General features: G+C 38.7%; 14 protein-coding genes. 11 read left to right on the forward strand and 3 right to left on the reverse strand.

All coding sequences use genetic code 11. From position 1 onward, the window contains the following. Positions 1 to 56 precede the first annotated feature (56 nt). The 9 genes from NL42_RS00005 (at position 57) to NL42_RS00045 (ending at position 11,036) form a co-directional block, all read left to right on the forward strand. Positions 57 to 833, forward strand: a complete 777-nt coding sequence (locus tag NL42_RS00005) for a HesA/MoeB/ThiF family protein (RefSeq protein WP_002119624.1) — start codon at positions 57 to 59, stop codon at positions 831 to 833. A 58-nt stretch (positions 834 to 891) separates the two neighbouring features. Continuing rightward, positions 892 to 2,190 (forward strand): ABC1 kinase family protein, encoded by a 1,299-nt coding sequence (locus tag NL42_RS00010; protein WP_461311312.1) that lies wholly within the window; start codon positions 892 to 894, stop codon positions 2,188 to 2,190. Between the two features lie 15 nt (positions 2,191 to 2,205). Beyond that, positions 2,206 to 2,586, forward strand: a complete 381-nt coding sequence (folB, locus tag NL42_RS00015) for a dihydroneopterin aldolase (RefSeq protein ID WP_461311313.1) — start codon at positions 2,206 to 2,208, stop codon at positions 2,584 to 2,586. After that, complete coding sequence (locus NL42_RS00020; protein WP_461311314.1) at positions 2,543 to 2,980, forward strand: 2-amino-4-hydroxy-6-hydroxymethyldihydropteridine diphosphokinase; 438 nt, start codon at positions 2,543 to 2,545, stop codon at positions 2,978 to 2,980. Before folB ends, NL42_RS00020 begins: the two co-directional genes overlap by 44 nt. 258 nt (positions 2,981 to 3,238) lie before the next feature. Then, on the forward strand, positions 3,239 to 4,948 hold the full coding sequence (gene kdpA / locus NL42_RS00025) for a potassium-transporting ATPase subunit KdpA (protein WP_461311315.1): 1,710 nt from the start codon (positions 3,239 to 3,241) through the stop codon (positions 4,946 to 4,948). Positions 4,949 to 4,956: 8 nt separating this feature from the next. After that, complete coding sequence (kdpB, locus tag NL42_RS00030; protein ID WP_461311316.1) at positions 4,957 to 6,996, forward strand: potassium-transporting ATPase subunit KdpB; 2,040 nt, start codon at positions 4,957 to 4,959, stop codon at positions 6,994 to 6,996. Between the two features lie 13 nt (positions 6,997 to 7,009). After that, the gene (kdpC, locus tag NL42_RS00035; protein WP_461311317.1) at positions 7,010 to 7,615 is read left to right on the forward strand and encodes a potassium-transporting ATPase subunit KdpC; all 606 of its coding nucleotides are present in this window, start codon (positions 7,010 to 7,012) and stop codon (positions 7,613 to 7,615) included. A 38-nt stretch (positions 7,616 to 7,653) separates the two neighbouring features. Continuing rightward, positions 7,654 to 10,308, forward strand: a complete 2,655-nt coding sequence (locus tag NL42_RS00040) for an ATP-binding protein (protein ID WP_461311318.1) — start codon at positions 7,654 to 7,656, stop codon at positions 10,306 to 10,308. An 11-nt stretch (positions 10,309 to 10,319) separates the two neighbouring features. Further along, the gene (locus NL42_RS00045) at positions 10,320 to 11,036 is read left to right on the forward strand and encodes a response regulator (RefSeq protein ID WP_004791511.1); all 717 of its coding nucleotides are present in this window, start codon (positions 10,320 to 10,322) and stop codon (positions 11,034 to 11,036) included. A 71-nt stretch (positions 11,037 to 11,107) separates the two neighbouring features. Here the strand turns inward: NL42_RS00045 and NL42_RS00050 are convergent, their stop codons facing one another. After that, the gene (locus tag NL42_RS00050) at positions 11,108 to 12,532 is read right to left on the reverse strand and encodes a glutamine synthetase family protein (RefSeq protein WP_461311319.1); all 1,425 of its coding nucleotides are present in this window, start codon (positions 12,530 to 12,532) and stop codon (positions 11,108 to 11,110) included. Between the two features lie 405 nt (positions 12,533 to 12,937). Between NL42_RS00050 and NL42_RS00055 the strand changes: the two genes are divergently transcribed. Beyond that, positions 12,938 to 13,486 carry a DUF2799 domain-containing protein gene (locus NL42_RS00055; RefSeq protein WP_461311320.1) on the forward strand — a complete coding sequence of 183 codons (549 nt, stop codon included), beginning with the start codon at positions 12,938 to 12,940 and terminating at the stop codon, positions 13,484 to 13,486. Between the two features lie 45 nt (positions 13,487 to 13,531). Here the strand turns inward: NL42_RS00055 and coq7 are convergent, their stop codons facing one another. Both coq7 and NL42_RS00065 read right to left on the reverse strand, forming a co-directional pair. Continuing rightward, positions 13,532 to 14,167 carry a 2-polyprenyl-3-methyl-6-methoxy-1,4-benzoquinone monooxygenase gene (gene coq7, locus NL42_RS00060; RefSeq protein ID WP_004791519.1) on the reverse strand — a complete coding sequence of 212 codons (636 nt, stop codon included), beginning with the start codon at positions 14,165 to 14,167 and terminating at the stop codon, positions 13,532 to 13,534. Between the two features lie 3 nt (positions 14,168 to 14,170). Further along, positions 14,171 to 15,493 carry an MFS transporter gene (locus NL42_RS00065; protein WP_461311321.1) on the reverse strand — a complete coding sequence of 441 codons (1,323 nt, stop codon included), beginning with the start codon at positions 15,491 to 15,493 and terminating at the stop codon, positions 14,171 to 14,173. A 166-nt stretch (positions 15,494 to 15,659) separates the two neighbouring features. Between NL42_RS00065 and NL42_RS00070 the strand changes: the two genes are divergently transcribed. After that, entirely contained in the window at positions 15,660 to 18,392 is a 2,733-nt protein-coding gene (locus NL42_RS00070; protein ID WP_461311322.1) for an autotransporter assembly complex protein TamA, read from the forward strand. Positions 18,393 to 18,412: the final 20 nt, after the last annotated feature.

Raw genomic sequence — 18,412 nt, forward strand, 5'->3', positions numbered from 1 at the left:
CATAATGACGAACTTAGTCATAAAATCATTTCGCTTCTAAGTGAAAGGATTAACGCGTGACCGAGCTTCAAGATATCGATTTTGTAGAGTTAAGTGATGAGGAAATGCATCTCTATAGCCGTCAGATTTTACTTGATGGATGGGATATTGAAGCTCAGGAAAAACTCAAACTTGCTAATGTGCTGATTGTAGGTGCTGGTGGCATAGGTTGTAGCAGTGCAGAGCTACTTGCGCGAGCAGGGGTTGGGAAAATTACACTGATTGATGCAGATACGATCGAGATAAGTAATTTACAACGTCAAATTGCATTTGGTCATGAAGATATCGGACGTTATAAAGCAGAGATTCTTGCTAAGCGATTACAGAAAATTAACCCTTATATCTGTGTTGAATACTATAACGAACGGTTAGACGAACATAACATTGATAGACTGGTTGAACACCAAGATGTGGTTTTAGATGGATGTGATAATTTTACAACTCGTTATCTTGTAAACGCGGCTTGTAAGAAACATCAGGTCGCATTAATTAGTGCTTCAGCAATTGGTTTTCAGGCACAAATGTTTATGGTTGAAGGAGATTCAGCCTGCTATGAATGTCTTTTTCCAAAAGAACAACATAGCAATGAAGGATTACGCTGTGCAGAATCGGGGGTACTTGCAACTACTCCTGTAATGATAGCGTCATTACAAGCACATCACACTTTGCTGTATTTAGGGTTAAATCGTGTACCTTTAAAACAGAAACTATTACTGTGGGATGGATTAAACATGACACAACGTATTGTTAGTTTTGATAAAGATGTAAATTGCCCACTTTGTCAGGCAAGCTAAACAGTAAATGAAATAAAATTTGCTACACTCAACCTGAATGATTTGGTTTTGAAGAAATATGAAAAAAAATATTTTGTTTGATGGGTTACGTTCCGTCGCCCGCATTGGTGAAACAGCAGTGGTTGCGGCCAAAGCTGGAATTAAATACGCAACTGAAAAACCAAGTAATGCCAAACTCATGCGAGAGACTTTTGAGTCGCTTGGTTCAACTTATATTAAGCTTGGTCAGTTTATTGCGAGTACACCATCGCTTTTCCCTCGTGAATATGTAGAAGAATTTCAAGGTTGTTTAGACCAGACACCAACACTGCCATTTAGCTATGTTCAAGGTGTGCTTGCATCTGAGTTTGAAGGACGCGATTTAAATCAGATTTTTAGCTATATTGATGAAAAACCATTAGCTTCTGCATCAATTGCTCAGGTTCACGCAGCTAAGCTGACCACAGGCGAAGATGTCGTTATTAAAGTACAAAAACCTGGTGTCGAAACCATTTTATATACAGATTTAAGTGTGGTGCATTGGGCTGCCAAATTGCTTGAACGTGTCGTACCTAAAATTAAATTTGCTGCACTTTCTGAAATTGTCGATGAAATTAAAAGCCGTATGGTTCGCGAAGTTGATTTCATTGAAGAAGCACAAAACTTAGATGATTTTGTTGAATATTTAAATATTTCACAAAATAAAGCTGCGACTGCACCTAAAGTTTACCATCAGTTTTCTACACGCCGTGTTTTAACCATGCAACGCCTATATGGTGTGTCTTTGACAGACTTTAGTGTTGTAAAAAAATATGCTAAAGATCCATCGCAAGTACTGATTACTGCCATGAATACATGGTTTGGTAGTTTAATGCTATGTAAGAGTTTCCATGCGGATTTACATGCTGGAAACCTAATGTTGCTTGAAGATGGTCGAATTGGTTTTATTGATTTTGGTATTGTAGGGCAGCTAAACCCAGAAGTCTGGACAGCGTGTATGGCCTTTATGGATGCATTGCAAAAAACTGATTATCAGGCAATGGCTGAAAACATGCTGAAAATGGGCATGACTCATAACAAAGTTGATGTTGATGTATTGGCACAAGATTTAGAGCGCTTATTTAATGGCGTATTAATGTCTGACCCTCAACAAATATTGTCTTCAAATCCAGCCGATTTAAACGACATTATGATGGATATGGTGGGTGTTGGTGAGCGCCACGGTATTAAATTCCCTCGAGATTTTGCTTTATTATTTAAGCAAATGCTTTATTTCGATCGTTTTATGCGCGTACTCGCACCATATACCGATATTTATGCAGACCAGCGTTTGAAAATGGTTCAAAATATGGAACCTGCTTCGTTGTTAAAGCACTAAGGTCAGTTTAAATTTATGGATGCCATTATTATTGAAGGGTTAAAGGTTGAAACAGTCATTGGTTGTTTCAACTGGGAAAGACAAATCATTCAACCTTTAATGTTGGATTTAACCATCCATAATGATTTGAGCCGAGCAGCGCAGTCTGACAAACTTGAGGATACACTCAACTATGCTCAGATTTGTGAGTTGTCGGCTCAAACGATTCAGGAAGCCAAACCTGAATTAATTGAACATGCAGCACATCTTGTTTTGAAACGTTTGTTTGAAACCTTTCCAACAATTGAAAAAATTACCATAACCATCCGTAAGCCCGCCATCATTGCAGAAGCTAATGCTGTAGGAATTCGTCTTGAACGCACCAGAAACAATTTTTGCGCTCGCCCTAGCGAGTAATTTAGACGCAGATCAGCACTTTACTTTTGCGTATACGCAATTAGCAACTTTGGGGAAAGTGCAGTTTTCATCTGTTTATCAAATTCCATGCCGAGATGGTATTGGAGATGATTATTGGAATTCAGCATGTCTATTAAAAAGTTCTTTAAATCCTTCAGAAATCGAAGCTTTCTTAAAAAAACTTGAATCAGACACAGGGCGTATTCGTCCATCACATCATATTTCTTTAGATGTAGATTTGATTGCATGGGGAGCTGATCTAGACCATATGCAATTTAATTCTAAAAAATTACCTTTAGCGCTCGATGTAAAAATCCCTTTATATGAGCTTTGGCATTGTGAAACCTTAAAGGCTGATAGCATGCTTTATCCAGTCGTTAATTTTAAAGTTTAAAGGCTTTCAAACTAGATTTTACGCAAACTTTACGCGGTCTTTAATTTCCTCAATAGAGAATTTACGAGCATTTTACCCATACTGAAATTCACTAAATTAGTGTTATTTCAGGACAATAAAGATGCTTATAAATTCTCAAATGCGCATCTTGCATCAGTCTGGCATTGTTTTATCCGGACTTAAAACAAATGATATTTCTTCATCTCTCCTTATTTCCAGTTTGGCAAATCAAGCCAAGGAACATAAAGGAGAATAGCCATGTTAGAACTTATACTTGTTTTATTTATTGCTATTTTTCTAGCATGGTGCCTCGGTAAATATCTATCCAAAGTGATGACAAATCAGCCGATGTGGGGTGATGGATTATTTCGCTGGATTGAAAATCCTGTTTATCGCTTGTTAGGTATATCTCCACACCAACAAATGAACTGGAAACAATATTCTCTAGCATTTGTTGTTAGCTGTGTTGTTCTAGCTGTAGCCGTTTTTGCTATTTTTATGACGCAAGCATGGCTACCATTAAACCCCAATCATGCACCAAATATGAGTTGGGATTTAGCATTACACACGGTTATTTCATTTTTAACTAATACCAATCAACAGCATTATTCTGGCCAAGCTCAGTTATCTTATTTGTCGCAAATGACAGGTATTGTAGGTTTGCAAGTCATTACTCCAATGATGGGGCTGGCTTTGGTGGTCGCGACCTTAAGAGCTTTCTTTTATCAGCGCCCAAGCCATATTGCAGCCGATGTTGCCGAGCAGCCAGACCAAATTTTAATTGGGAACTATTGGGCAGATGTAATTCGCCCTACAGTCCGATTCTTGCTTCCTCTCTGTTTTGTCTGGTCTTTATTGCTCAACAGCCAAGGCGTACCAGCGACTTTCCAAGGCGGGCCAGAAGTACAGCTGATTGATAAAGCCAATACAGTTCAAACCCAAAAAATTCCTTTAGGTCCAGTTGCACCAATGGTAGCGATTAAGCAATTGGGAAGTAATGGTGGCGGTTGGTATGGTCCAAATAGTAGTGTGCCTTTAGAAAATCCAACACCGCTTTCTAATTTATTAGAAATGATTGCGATATTACTTATTCCACTTACCGTGATTTTTATGGTTGGGCATTTTACCCAGCGTAAAAAGTTTGCTTACTTTGTGTTTGGTAGCATGCTTTTCATGTCGAGTATTTCAGGTGCGGCGGCTGTCTGGTCTGAGAGTATGTCATCGACAGCATCTCAACTTGCCGTAATGGAAGGTAAAGAACAACGTTTTGGACCAGCTGCATCAGCAGTTTGGGCAGCGATCACTACGCAGGTGAATAACGGTTCGGTCAATATGATGCATGATTCTTCTGCGCCGCTTACTGGTTTAGTCGAACTCATTAACATGCTGATTAATGCCATTTGGGGTGGTGTGGGCTGTGGTCTGCAACAGTTTATGATTTATCTGTTACTCGCAGTATTTATTGCAGGTTTAATGACAGGTCGTACCCCTGAGTTGTTTGGGCGCAAGATTGAAGCGGCAGAAATTAAGTTGCTCGCGATTATTATCTTGATTCAACCTTTAGTCATTCTTGCATTTACCGCATTAAGCCTCAGCATTCCAGGCATATCTGGAATTAGTAATCCGGGACCACATGGTATTAGCCAAGTGTTCTATGAATATGTCTCTGCATTTGCAAACAATGGTTCAGGTTTTGAAGGTCTTGGAGATAACACTGTATGGTGGAATGTCACTTGTAGTATTGCTCTTCTTTTAGGACGTTTCCCGACATTAATTTTGCCATTAATGATTGCGACACGTTTAGCAGCAAAAAGAAAAGCACCCGAAACAGCAGGTAGTCTTCAAGTTGAAACTCCAACCTTTGCTTTAACGCTGATTACGATTGTTGTGTTGCTTACCTTATTACAATTTATGCCAGTTCTTGTCCTTGGGCCAATTGCCGATCAACTTTTGTTGGTTAAAGGCTAAGGAGGCGAGTGAAAATGAATACACAAACTCATGTAAATAGCCGTAAACAAACCATGGCAGTGCCAAATTTTGAAGTTTGGAAAAATGCATTTGTGAAACTGCTACCGCAGCATGCAATTAAAAATCCTGTGATGGCAATCGTATGGCTTGGAACAGTAGTTACTGCAATGAGTACAGTCTTGGGTTACACCACGCTGTTATTTGGTTTAGCGGTTACAGCAATTCTGTTTATTACCATTTTATTTGCTAACTATGCTGAAGCAGTTGCAGAGGCCAGAGGTCGTGGACAGGCATCTTCATTGCGTGCAGCAAGAGAAAATTTAACGGCTCGAAGACTTAACTCTTTGACAGACCGTCACGCGACTCAAGTTGCAGCTACCCAACTTCATTTAAATGATTTTATTGAAGTACATGCAGGTGAGCTTGTGCCAGCCGACGGTGAGATTGTAGAAGGCTTTGCCACTATTAATGAATCGGCTGTTACAGGTGAGTCAGCACCTGTGCTACGTGAAGCTGGAACAGACCGTTCAGGTGTTATTGGCGGAACCAAAGTACTTACAGATCGTATTGTTGTGCAAGTGACTGCTGAATCAGGTCAAAGTTTCTTAGACCGTATGATTGCTTTGGTTGAAGGCTCAAATCGCCAGAAAACTCCGAATGAGATTGCGCTTGGCTTCTTGTTAATGGTGATGACAATCACGTTTTTAATTGTTGTGATTAGCTTGCCATTTATTGCCAAGTATTTGCATATTGAACTTGATCCAGTTGTGCTCGTGGCGTTATTGGTCTGCCTGATTCCTACAACCATTGGCGGCTTGTTACCTGCGATTGGTATTGCGGGGATGAACCGTGCACTCAAAGCCAATGTTTTGGCAAAATCAGGTAAAGCGGTAGAAGTTGCGGGTGACATTGATGTGCTTTTACTCGATAAAACAGGAACCATTACTTATGGTGACCGTCAAGCGACTTCTTTTTATCCTTTAACTTCGGTAACCGAGTCTGAATTAAGAGCAGCTGCTTGGGTAAGCTCACTTGCTGACCCAACACCAGAAGGGAAGTCGATTGTTAAGTTAGCAAAAGAACAGGGTTTAAAACAGCAAGAACCTGAACAGGCTGAATTTATCTCTTTTAGTGCTTCAACTCGAATTTCTGGCGTGAATTTACCGAATGGTGATCAAATTCGTAAAGGTGCTTTAGATGCAATCTTGAAGTTTGTAGATGAAGATTATTCTCAAGATTTAGAGTTAAAAGCACGTGTTGAACAAGTTGCTAAAAAAGGTGCAACACCATTAGTCGTAGCAAATCAACATCATGTATTGGGTGTCATCGAACTTTCAGATGTGATTAAACACGGCATTAAAGAACGTTTTGCTCGTTTAAGAGAAATGGGCATCAAAACCGTCATGGTTACAGGCGATAATCCATTAACTGCTGCCGCGATTGCTGCTGAAGCTGGTGTAGATGACTATATTGCCGAAGCAAAACCAGAAGACAAATTGGCTTGTATTCGCACCGAACAACAACAAGGTCGTTTAGTTGCGATGGTCGGTGATGGAACCAACGATGCGCCAGCATTAGCGCAAGCTGATATCGGTTTAGCCATGAACTCGGGTACACAAGCTGCAAAAGAAGCCGGCAACATGGTTGATTTAGACTCAGACCCGACCAAACTACTGGCTGTGGTTGAAATTGGTAAACAGCAGTTGATTACTCGTGGTGCTTTAACAACGTTTTCGTTAGCAAATGATGTGTCTAAATACTTTGCAATTTTGCCTGCATTATTCGCTGCAGCGATTCCACAAATGCAGGTTTTAAATGTGATGCATCTGGCGAGCCCAAGCAGTGCGATTTTATCGGCATTAATCTTTAACGCGATTATTATCCCGCTATTAATTCCAATTGCTCTCCGAGGTGTGAAATTTAAACCTTCAACTGCAACTCAGTTACTACGTCGAAATATGTTGATTTATGGTGTGGGTGGTGTGGTTCTACCATTTATTGCCATTAAAGCGATCGATGTGGTGATTGTTCAATTATTTGGTTTGTAATCTGGAGTTTGAAATGAAAACTTATGTACAAAATTCAGAAGCAAATTTGGGTCAGACCTTAAGAGCATCTTTAGGATTATTAATTTTTACTCTAGTAGGGTGCGGTGCTGTTTACAGTGCTATCGCTACTGGCGCTGGGCAGGTTTTATTCAATAATCAGGCCAATGGTAGTTTGATCGAAATAGATCAGAAAGTTGTTGGGTCAACTTTAGTGGCTCAGCCATTTGTCGGGAATGAATATTTTCATCCACGCCCTTCGGCAGCAAATTATGATCCCATGGCAATGGCGGGTACAAATTTAGCTCGTACTAATCCTGAACTACAGCAACAAATTGATGCTCAGATTCTTGAAGTGAAAAAACAAGATCATACGGGTAATACACCGATTCCCAGCGATTTGGTGACTAAATCGAGTAGTGGTATCGATCCGCATATTAGTCCTGAATCTGCTCAGTTACAGGTGGCTCGAGTGGCTCAAGCCCGTCATTTAGACCCTAAGGTTGTGGAAGAGTTACTCCAAAAGCATATTGAACCGATGCAGTTTGGTGTATTGGGGCAAGCTCGTGTTAATGTATTAGAACTCAATATTGCATTAGATCAATTACAATCTACACATTAACTTAAAAATAAAATTGTTAGTTTACCGGATGATATCAAGTGCAAAGCAATCGCGAAAATCAGGCTGAGGCCTTATTAAATCATGTCAACAGATATCAAGCCGGTCGACTAACGGTCTTTTTAGGTGCGGCACCTGGTGTTGGAAAAACCTATGCCATGCTTGCCCGCGCCAAAGAGTTATTTCAACAGGGAACAGATGTTGTTGTGGGCATTGTTGAAACCCACGGAAGAATAGAAACTCTAAAAATTTTGGAAGGCTTACCTGAAATTGCTAGAAAAGAAATGCAATATCAGGGGCATACATTAGAAGAAATGGACCTAGATGCTATTTTGCTGAGGCATCCAGAAATTGTGTTGGTTGACGAGTTGGCTCATCGCAACGTCCCAAATAGTCGTCATGAACGACGTTGGCAAGATGTCAATGAATTGCTAGACGCAGGTATTGATGTATTTACGACCATTAATATTCAGCATTTAGAAAGCCTAAATGATGTGGTCTACCAGATTACGGGGATTCGAGTAAATGAAACGGTCCCAGATCGGGTATTTGATCGTATTCGAGATATTCGTTTAATTGATTTACCCGTCAGTGAACTCATTGAAAGACTCCATCAAGGAAAAGTCTATGTGCCAGAGCAAGCAAATCTGGCGTTACAAGGCTTTTTTAGCATTTCAAATTTAACAGCATTACGTGAACTGGCAATGCAATGCGTTGCTGAACATGTCGATTCAGATTTAAAAGAGAGTTATGCCTCTAAAGGTTTGAAGTCCATCTCGCTGCAAAACGAACTGATGATTGCGATAGACGGACAAGGTTCTTCTGAGTATTTAGTACGAGCAGGTTGCCGTTTAGCTGAGCGTAATGGGGCTACATGGACGGTAGTGAATGTTGCTAAAAGTTTGGACTTTGGACAGAGTTCAGCAAATTCATATAAAAAAGAATATATTGAGATTGATCGTGCATTTGAATTGGCTCGGCAACTCGGTGGTCGAACAGAAGTTTTATATGGCCATCGAGTTGCATCTGTTTTAATGGATGCTGCGGTTGATCGAGGAATTTCCAATCTGGTCATTGGCAAAAGTATTTCGCCGTGGTGGTTAAAGTTATTTAAGAAAAATTTAGCTCAGCAATTATTAAATCAAGAAAACTCGATTGCTTTAACTATTTTGCACCCAGAACAGGGCACTAAAAAAACAACTCAACTTGAAAAACCATCATTTTTATCACTAAAAGAAAGTATTTTTGTTCTAGCTGTTACATGTGCCAGTATTTTTATAGCTCACTTTGCTGAAGTTTTATTTGGTATTGAAGATTTTTCTGTCATTTTCATTATTTCAGTTTTAATTGTAGCAACCAAAACTAGAATGCTCGCTGCGGTAGTAGCCGCTCTTATTTGTTTCTTAGCCTATAATTTTTTCTTTATTGCACCACGTTTTACCTTACAAATTTCAGCACACCAAGGGGTGGTTACCGTTGTTGCTTTTTTTGCAGCAGCTTTAATCGCTGGGCGTTTGGCCTCTCAATTACGTCAGCAGGTTTTATCTTTAAAAGCTGCAAATGCTTACACTACAGTAATGCAAGACTTAGCGCGTAAACTTTCTAGTGCAGTAAATCTTGAAGAAGTTATGCAAACAGGTCATATGACTTTAGAAACCCAACTTCAAACGAAGGTGTGGATTTCTATTCAAGATAGAGTCATTTCATCTGATATAGAGCTAAGCGATAAAGAAAAAGTTGCGGCAGATTGGTGTTTGAAGCATCAACAACCATGTGGACGTTTTACCGATACACTCAGCCAGTCAAACTGGTGGTTTTTACCTCTTTTAGAGCAGAAAAATAGCCTAGGTATTGTGGGAGTTTATTTTAAAGATGAAGTGGTTTCTCTAAATTTTGAACAAAAGAAACTGGCTGAAAGTGTAATTGAATATATTGCGCAGGCAGCACTTCGAACCCAATTAGTCAATGAACTTGAACAAGCAAAAGTAACCAGTGAAACAGAGCGATTACGTTCTGCTTTATTATCTTCGGTATCGCATGATTTACGCTCACCACTTGCTTCTATTATTGGAGCAGCTGATACGCTTTCCCATTTTAAAGCAGATATGTCAGAGCAAGACCAGCAAGATTTACTCGAAACCATTCATTTAGAAGGTGAACGTTTAGATCGTTATATTCAGAACTTGCTTGATATGACACGTTTGGGGCATGAAGGTCTATCTTTAAAAAGAGATTGGATTGGTGTGGACGAATTAATCGGTTCGGCAACCCGCCGTTTAAAGCGTTATAAACCAGATACTCAAGTGCTGGTCGATTTACCTGAACAAACCATTAGTTTATATGTTCATCCAGCACTCGTAGAGCAGGCCATTTTTAATGTTTTAGAAAATGCTGCAAACTTTTCACCTCCAGATGAACCAGTCATGATTCGGGCTTCTCTTTTATTTGAAGATGAAGTGAAAATAGAAATTGAAGATAGAGGAGCGGGAATTCCTGAAGATGAAAGAAACCGCATTTTCGATATGTTTTATACTATGGAACGCGGAGACCGCGGAAAATTTGGTACAGGTTTAGGACTGACAATTGTGAAAGCGATTATTGGTGCTCATATGGGTACAATAGAAGCATTTTCAGGGCGCCAAAATAAAGGTACTTTAATTCAAATCAGATTACCCATTCATCCAGTAAAAGAATAAGTTGTAAAGTCATGATAACTTCAGAAACATCTCCTGTAGAAACACGTATTGTGATTATTGATGATGAGCCTCAAATCCGTAAATTTTTAGACATTGCTTTAAGAACACAAAAATACAAAACCACGCTCTGTGAGACCGGTTACAAAGGCCTAGAAACATTGGCGACCCAAGGTGCTGATTTGGTTATTCTTGACCTAGGCTTACCCGATTTAGACGGGAAAGAAGTACTCCAAGAATTACGTAGCTGGTCGAATGTACCTGTTATTGTGTTATCTGTACGTGCCGATGAATATGAAAAAGTTGCTCTGCTCGATGCTGGCGCAAATGACTACATGACCAAGCCTTTTAGTGTGCAAGAACTTTTGGCGCGCATTCGTGTCATTTTAAGAAACCAACCGATTCAGCAAGAAGCACATGTGTACGACGATGGTTATCTCAAAGTTGATGTTACGCAACGTTTAGTTTGGGTTGAGCAACAGCCAATTACGTTAACTCGAAAAGAATTTCAACTTTTGACGTTATTAATGCGCTATCAAGGTCAACTTTTAACACAGCCACAACTTTTAAAAGAACTTTGGGGGCCAACCCATCAGGAAGATACTCACTATTTACGTATTTTAGTGGGGAAGTTACGTAGTAAGTTGGGGGATAACGCGATTCAACCACGCTATATTGCTACTGAACCTGGTGTTGGATTACGTTTTTTAGCTCAACAGAAAAATCATTAGATATAAAAAACCCTTAGGGTATTTCTCCCTAAGGGTTTGCAAAGTGGTTTTTATCTTTTAGCTTTTTTTATTTAAATATCCCAATGTTGTTCTGCTTCAGTCATTTGGCTGTAAATATTTTGATATTCAGCTTGTTTCACTGTGTACCAATGCTCTACAAAGTCGGCCCCTAAATATCCTTTTAAAATAAGACTTCCTTTAAATATTTTTAAGGCTTCTGGTTGGTTGTTGGCTAATAAAATATGCTCATCTTGAAATTTTAAAAGATGTGCAGGTTTTGGTAGCGGTAACTTATGAGATAAGCCGTAAGATACACCCGCTAAAATAGTCGCTGTAACCAGATAGGGGTTACAGTCAGCTCCAGCAACACGATATTCTAAACGTTGATTTTGTACATCTGAGCATGGAATGCGAATTGCGACATTACGGTTATTGGTATCCCAATTGGCTTCTAATGGCACATGATGACCAATTTTAAAACGTCTATAAGAATTAATATTGGGCGCTAAAATAGCCATAGATGCAGGCATTAATTCAATTAGGCCACTAATCGCGCTGAGTAATTTGGCCGAAGGTTCATCTTTTTCTTCTTCTGAGCTAAATATATTTTCATGGTATTGATTGAGTAGACTCATATGAAAATGCATGCCACTACCAGCTTTTGCTAAATTGGGCTTTGCCATGAAACAAGCAGTTAAGTCATGCTTTCTTGCGACTTGTTTTACAATTCTTTTTAAAGCATTAATTTGATCACAGAGCTTTAAAATATCATGGCTGTGTTGGAGGTTTAATTCATATTGTCCAGGTGATGATTCTGCAACAATAGCGGTAATTTCAATAGATTGAAGTAGGGCTGCTTTTTCAACTTCTTCTAAGACTTGTTGATAGTTATTCGGTGCATCAATATCGAAACATTGGTTTTCTATGCAATTTTCAGACTGATGCTGAGGTGAGAAAAGATAAAACTCTAGTTCGGCAGCCATAACAGGAAAATAATTGGTAGCCTGTAACTGATTTAATAATTTTTTTAATATATTGCGTGGTTCATAGTGACAATCTGAACCATTTTCTTCTTGCATGGATAGGTAAAGCTGGGCATTTAATTCAGGAGATAATGCACTGGGTTGCAAGCTGCCTAAAATGGGTAGGCAAAGTCTGTCTGGTTCACCAATATATTTTCCTAAACCTGTTTCTTCAATCACTTTTCCATCTAGGCTCATAGCGTACACAGAAAGTGGAAAATAGCACCCATTAGAGAGATTCTTTAAACTTTTAACATCAATCCGTTTACCACGAATATGTCCGTTTAAGTCGTGCAGACAAATATCAATGTGTTGGGTATTTGGATATAAATTTAAATATTCATCCACCTCTTTTAAAAAAAGCTCTGAGTCGAAAATGTGAGCTTGTATCGATGGAATAAAATCATCCGAGATTTTAAAAGGTTTAAAGTGAGGATTTTGTAAGTTTAAACTTGGGTAAATATGCGTACTCATTATAAAAAACCTTGGTGGCTATTTAGCTAAAATCCTACTGTAGCTTGTGAAGTTAATCGCGTAAAAAAAGGGTAAAATGATTAAAGATTAATTTTTGGGATTTTTTAATTATTTATATTAAGAATCATGTGTTTAGTTTGGGTTTTTATAGTGAAAAAATTAAGTAAAATTAATATGTAAGGGCAGTCTAAGAGTGAGCAAATTTCTTCGAATTTGATTTTTTAAATTAAACAATATTAGGAATTATGACCTTTCAAGTTGGTGAGATGATCAAACTGATTTAAACTTAAAGGCTTATCCAGTGAGACACTTATTTTTGAAGTCTTGAATAGAGCAAGACCTTTTAGAGTATTTACTGGAATTTTATTTTTGCGGTTTTGAATTTTATTTTTGAGTTATCTTAATATGAAAAATATTGGTTTAGCCATTTTAGCAATCAGCCTTTCAGGTTGTGCTGCAATGAGCGTAGAAGAATGTAAGACTGCGAATTGGTCATTAGTGGGTGAGAAAGATGGTTCAAAAGGTTCGTCGCCACGTTTAGATCAATATTACAAAGCATGTGGAAAAGCCAATATTGTTCCAGATCAAAATTCATACGAACGTGGGTATAAAGAAGGTCTAGGGTTTTATTGCCAGCCAACAAATATTTTTTATAGCGCTTTAGAGGGTAGTGGCAATATCAATGTGTGCCCAGTTGAGCAGCGTAATCGTTTAAGACCTTATTATCAGGCAGCTTCAGATTACTACAATGCAAAAAATGAATATGACCGTTATGACGAAAAGTTTAAGCAATATTCTGACAGTGCTTATAACGAAAAATTAAAGCCAGAAGAGCGTGAACGTTATCGTAAGCTTTTAAGAGAATTACAAAATGATCGTGACCGTATTAATCGAAACTATTGGAACTCAATTCGAGATATTGAACGTTTCAAATATGATCATGGCTTAAAATAATATTTGAAAAAGGATTGATCCGAATGAGATCAATCCTTTGTTTTTTTAAAGATAATAACTGGTTTTGGTCATTAGCTTTGAAATAGCAGTCATCGTAATTTTTACTGCATATGGCAATTCAACACCACCTGCTTCAAGCGCTGTATGGCGATGATGTAATTCATCTTCATTCATTTGCTCTAAAATTTTACGAGAACGATCATCTTGAGCAGGTAACTGGTTTAAATGATCTTGTAAATGAAGGCTGACTTGACGTTCGGTTTCTGCAACAAAACCTAAACTATATTTGTCACCCGCAATACCAGCAAGGGCACCCATACCATATGAAAGCCCATACCAAATTGGGTTTAATAAACTGGTATGACTATTTAGCTCTTTTAAACGAACTTCACACCACGCTAAATGATCTTGTTCTTCAATTGCTGCTTGTTGCATTTCTTTGCGTACATTTGGCAATTTCGCCGTTAATGCTTGTCCATGATAAAGGGCTTGTGCGCACACTTCACCACTATGGTTAACTCGCATTAAGCCTGCGACATGGCGAGCATCTTCTACTCCTAGTTTTGCTTCAACTGATTCGGCTGGATTTTGGCGCTGTGCTGCTGTTGCACCGGGAACAAGACTACGTAATGCTTGATCAAAAGAGTTAATAAGTTGATCAATTCCAGTATAGTGGCGCATAAATTAGTCCTCCAAAGAAAGATGTGCTGTGGCAAGCATTGGTTTTAGACGTGCTAGAAGCCAAATACTAAAGATTGCACTAAGTACAGCTGTAATAATAAAAAGTATTTTAATATCAATTTTTAAAACACTTAAGATTAAGATTGAAAAAATTGCCGAAGAAACCATAAAAACGGCATTTAAAATATTGTTTGCTGCTACAACACGAGCACGATGTGAACGTGGTGAGTAAGCCTGCATCATGGCATATAAAGGAACAATATAAAAACCGCCGCTAATCCCAAGTAAAGTCACAGCAATCATCACGTGATAGTAAACCCAACCTTGGGTAAAAATATCTTTTAAGGTAAGTAATGCACCAGTTCTTTCGGGTACAAAAGCTAAACTCGCGGCAAGGTAAAGCGCAAAAACGGTAAGGCCAATCGCACCAATTGGTACCATTTTAATATTAATTTCTGAGCCACCAATTTTACGGCAAAGAAGAGACCCGACGCCAATACCGACTGAAAAGAAAGTCAGTAAGAGGCTAACGACATTTTCTGATGCATGAAGGTTTTGTTGGGTGAGCTGCGGAATTTGCGTTAAATAAGTCGCCCCATAAAACCAGTACCATGAGTTACCTAACAAAATGGTGAACACTAAAGGTAAGCTTTTGGCATATCTAATGGTTTGAAAACTTGTACGAATGAAATTCCAGTCAATCTTTAAATCGGGAGCAGCAACTTTCTGTGGCAAAATGAAGCGGCTACATACAGAGCCAATGCAAGCAATAATTACAACAGTAAGACTAATCCACAATAAGTTTCCATGTGAGGATGCAATTACAGCACCACCTAAAATCATCCCGAATAAAATTGCCATTGACGTGCCCGACTGAAACAGAGCATTACCAGACATTAATTCTTGCGGTTTTAAAATTTCAGGCAAAATTGCGTACTTGATGGGACCAAAGAATGTTGAATGTGTCCCCATCAAAAATAAGGCAAAAAGAAGCAACCATAAGTGTCCCAACAGGAAACCAGCAGTACCGATGAGCATAATAATAATTTCTAGGATTTTTATGCCACGGACGAGTTGTGAGCGCTCATATTTATCTGCAATTTGTCCGGCAGTTGCCGAAAAAAAGAAATAGGGCAAAATAAACAAGAGAGCTGCTAAATTATTGAGGGTACTTACTGGGGCAGATTGCTGCTGAATCAAACCATAAGTAATCACTAATAATAAAGCTTGCTTAAAAACGTTATCATTTAATGCGCCAAAAAACTGGGTAAAAAACATCGGTACGAACCGACGTGATGTCATCAGGTGCTCATCTTGTTTCATCATGTGCAAACTTCATTGTGTTTTATAAAAAAATGTGACCGAGTGTTAATTTGCATCTAAAACCATGTATGATATTTTTAACGCTTGATTAAATGAAAAATCAATGGTTTTGAGTGAGTTTTACACTCACCTTGGTGCGTTTTATTAAAAAATAAGTCTAGAGTTTTCTATGCCTTCTAAAATTAAGTTTAAACAGTCAACTCTCTCTCATTCTATGCATTTAATTTTAAAAATGCAGGGGATTCCTAAACTTATTTGTAGCAGCTTGTTGTTTACAGTTTGTGTAACGCCAAGTTTTGCTCAAACTTCTGTTGAAAGTAACTCTTCAACTTTAAATCAGACGGTGTCTGATGCGTCAACTGAACAATTAGTTCCAGTGAGTCAGCAAACTACTGCTCCAATAACAGATATTGCTACCCTTGTGACTCAAGCGCAGCAACAACAAGATAGCTGGGCTATATTGCAACAACAAGAACAATTTCCAAATCAAATTGACGAATTTAAGCCAATTACGCTTGATAATCTTGATGATTTACCCGACATGCCTGTTGATCAAAGCATGGCAAATGAAATTTATAAAGTCGCTGAAGAAGCTAAAAGTGAAGCGCAAAACTTCCAAAATGGCACTCAGAAGCTACCTGAAGTTACAGTCAGTGATGCAACTCAGTCTGAACTCAATCAGATTAATCAAGCACCTGTGAATATTGACCAGCTTATGCAAGAGATCAAATCTGATAGCCAGATTGTAGTCGAAGCTAATGAAACTGGGAAAACCTTACCTGAATTAACGCCAGAGGCCGAAGCTCCGCCTGAGCAGGCAGGTTTCTTTAAACGTATTTTAAATAAAGTGCGCCCACCACGTGTAATTCCGATGGAGCAAGTACCGCGTATTAGTGCAGATGTGGAAGGTGCTTCAGATGTGCTGGCTAAAAATATTAAAGGTAAGTTATCAACATTTACCCAAGAATCATTCGAAGATTTTAATGCAGCTTTACCTCAACTCAGAACGCTAAGTAATCAGGCTGCTCAAGCAGTTGGTTATTATAATGCTGAGTTTAAATTTGAAAAATTAAGTTCGAGCCGAGTTCGCGTTAAGGTTACCCCAAATGAACCAGTACGAATTAATGAACAAAATATCGAATTTACTGGTGCTGGTGAAAAACAACCCCAGTTTCAGGTTATTCGCTTAGTTCCTGATCAGGATGTAGGTGATATCTTTAACCATGGTTTATATGAAACCACGAAAACTCGAATAGTCAACGCAGCCACTGATAACGGTTATTTTGATGCTTTTTGGCGACTGCACGATGTGAAAGTGAGTCAGCCAGAAAATAAGGCTGATATCAATTTGCGCTATGAAACAGGTGAGCGTTATAAATTAGATAAGGTTGAGTTTCGTATGAGTGATCCATCGAAACCCTTGCCTTTGAACCAAAATATTTTAGAAAGTATGGCCCCTTGGAAAGAAGGTGATGACTATGCATTTTGGCGTGTAAATACTTTAGCAAATAACCTAACTAACTCGCGTTATTTCAATTACACTTTGGTTGATAGCATCAAACCTGATCCAATTGAAAAACCACTTGAGCTACCGCCAGATTTGCAAGCTTTAGTCGATGAGCAAAATATCGATGTTGATGAGTCAAATTTACTTTCACCTGAACAACGCCAACTTGCTCAAGCACGTCAATTAGCCACGTCTAATAAAGAAGTTACTCAAAACGTAGTAGACGAAAAACAGTTTGCAGGAACACAAAAGACAAAAGAGGCAGAACCTCAAACAGCAATGTTGCAAAGTGCGCCAGTTCCGCAGGATGAGAAAGAAACTGAACAAGATCGTTTACAAGCTCAAGCACGTGAAACGAAAAGAATTCCAGTCATTGTGACTTTAAATGCAGATAAGCTAAATAGTTTAGAAACGGGTTTAGGTTACGGGACAGATACAGGTGTACGTTTACGTAGTCAGTATCGCCGTTCTATTGTCAATAAATATGGTCATTCTTTTGATGCCAACTTGGAGCTCTCGCAAATTCGTCAATCTATTGATGGTCGATATAGTATTCCCTACAAACACCCGTTAAATGACTATTTTAACATTGTGGGTGGATATGAGCGTGAAACACGTAATGATATTGGTCCAGATGTAAGTTTGCTTACTGAATCTGCTGTTGTTGGTGGTGAGCGAATAATTAAACGCCCATTAGGAAACTGGCAACATACTTTTGGTGTCCGCTATCGTTTAGACCGTTTGACCCAACAGGGTAATGTTGATATTTCTGAGTTGCCAGATGCTTTTAAAACTGCGGCATCACAGCAAGAAGCATTATTATTTAGTTATGAAACATCTAAAACCTCGAGTAATACACGGTTAAACCCAACGAAAGCTTTTAAACAAACCTATAAACTAGAATTAGGTAGTGAGAGTTTACTGTCCGATGCCAATATGGCCATTGCAAGTGCAGGTTGGAGATTTATTTATTCTCTTGGTGAAAATGATGATCATCAATTCGTTGGAAGATCTGACCTTAGCTACATTTTTACCGATGATTTTGACAAAGTTCCGTACAATCTTCGATTCTTTACTGGTGGTGACCAGACAATTCGTGGTTTTGACTATAAGAGTCTTTCTCCAGAAGTAGATGGATATAAAATTGGGGGACAAGCTTTGGCTGTAGGTTCTTTAGAATATAACTATCAGTTTAAGGATGGTTGGCGAGCCGCTGTTTTCTCAGACTTTGGTAATGCCTATGATAAAGACTTTAATAATCCAGCAGCTTATAGCGTTGGGGTTGGAATTCGCTGGAAGTCTCCAATCGGACCAATCCGTTTAGATGTCGCTTCGGGTATTTCAGATGAAAACCATCCGATTCGTTTACATTTCTTTATAGGCCCACAACTTTAAAAATAAAATTTTATTAGGTT

Source organism: Acinetobacter sp. GN11, from assembly GCF_054823985.1.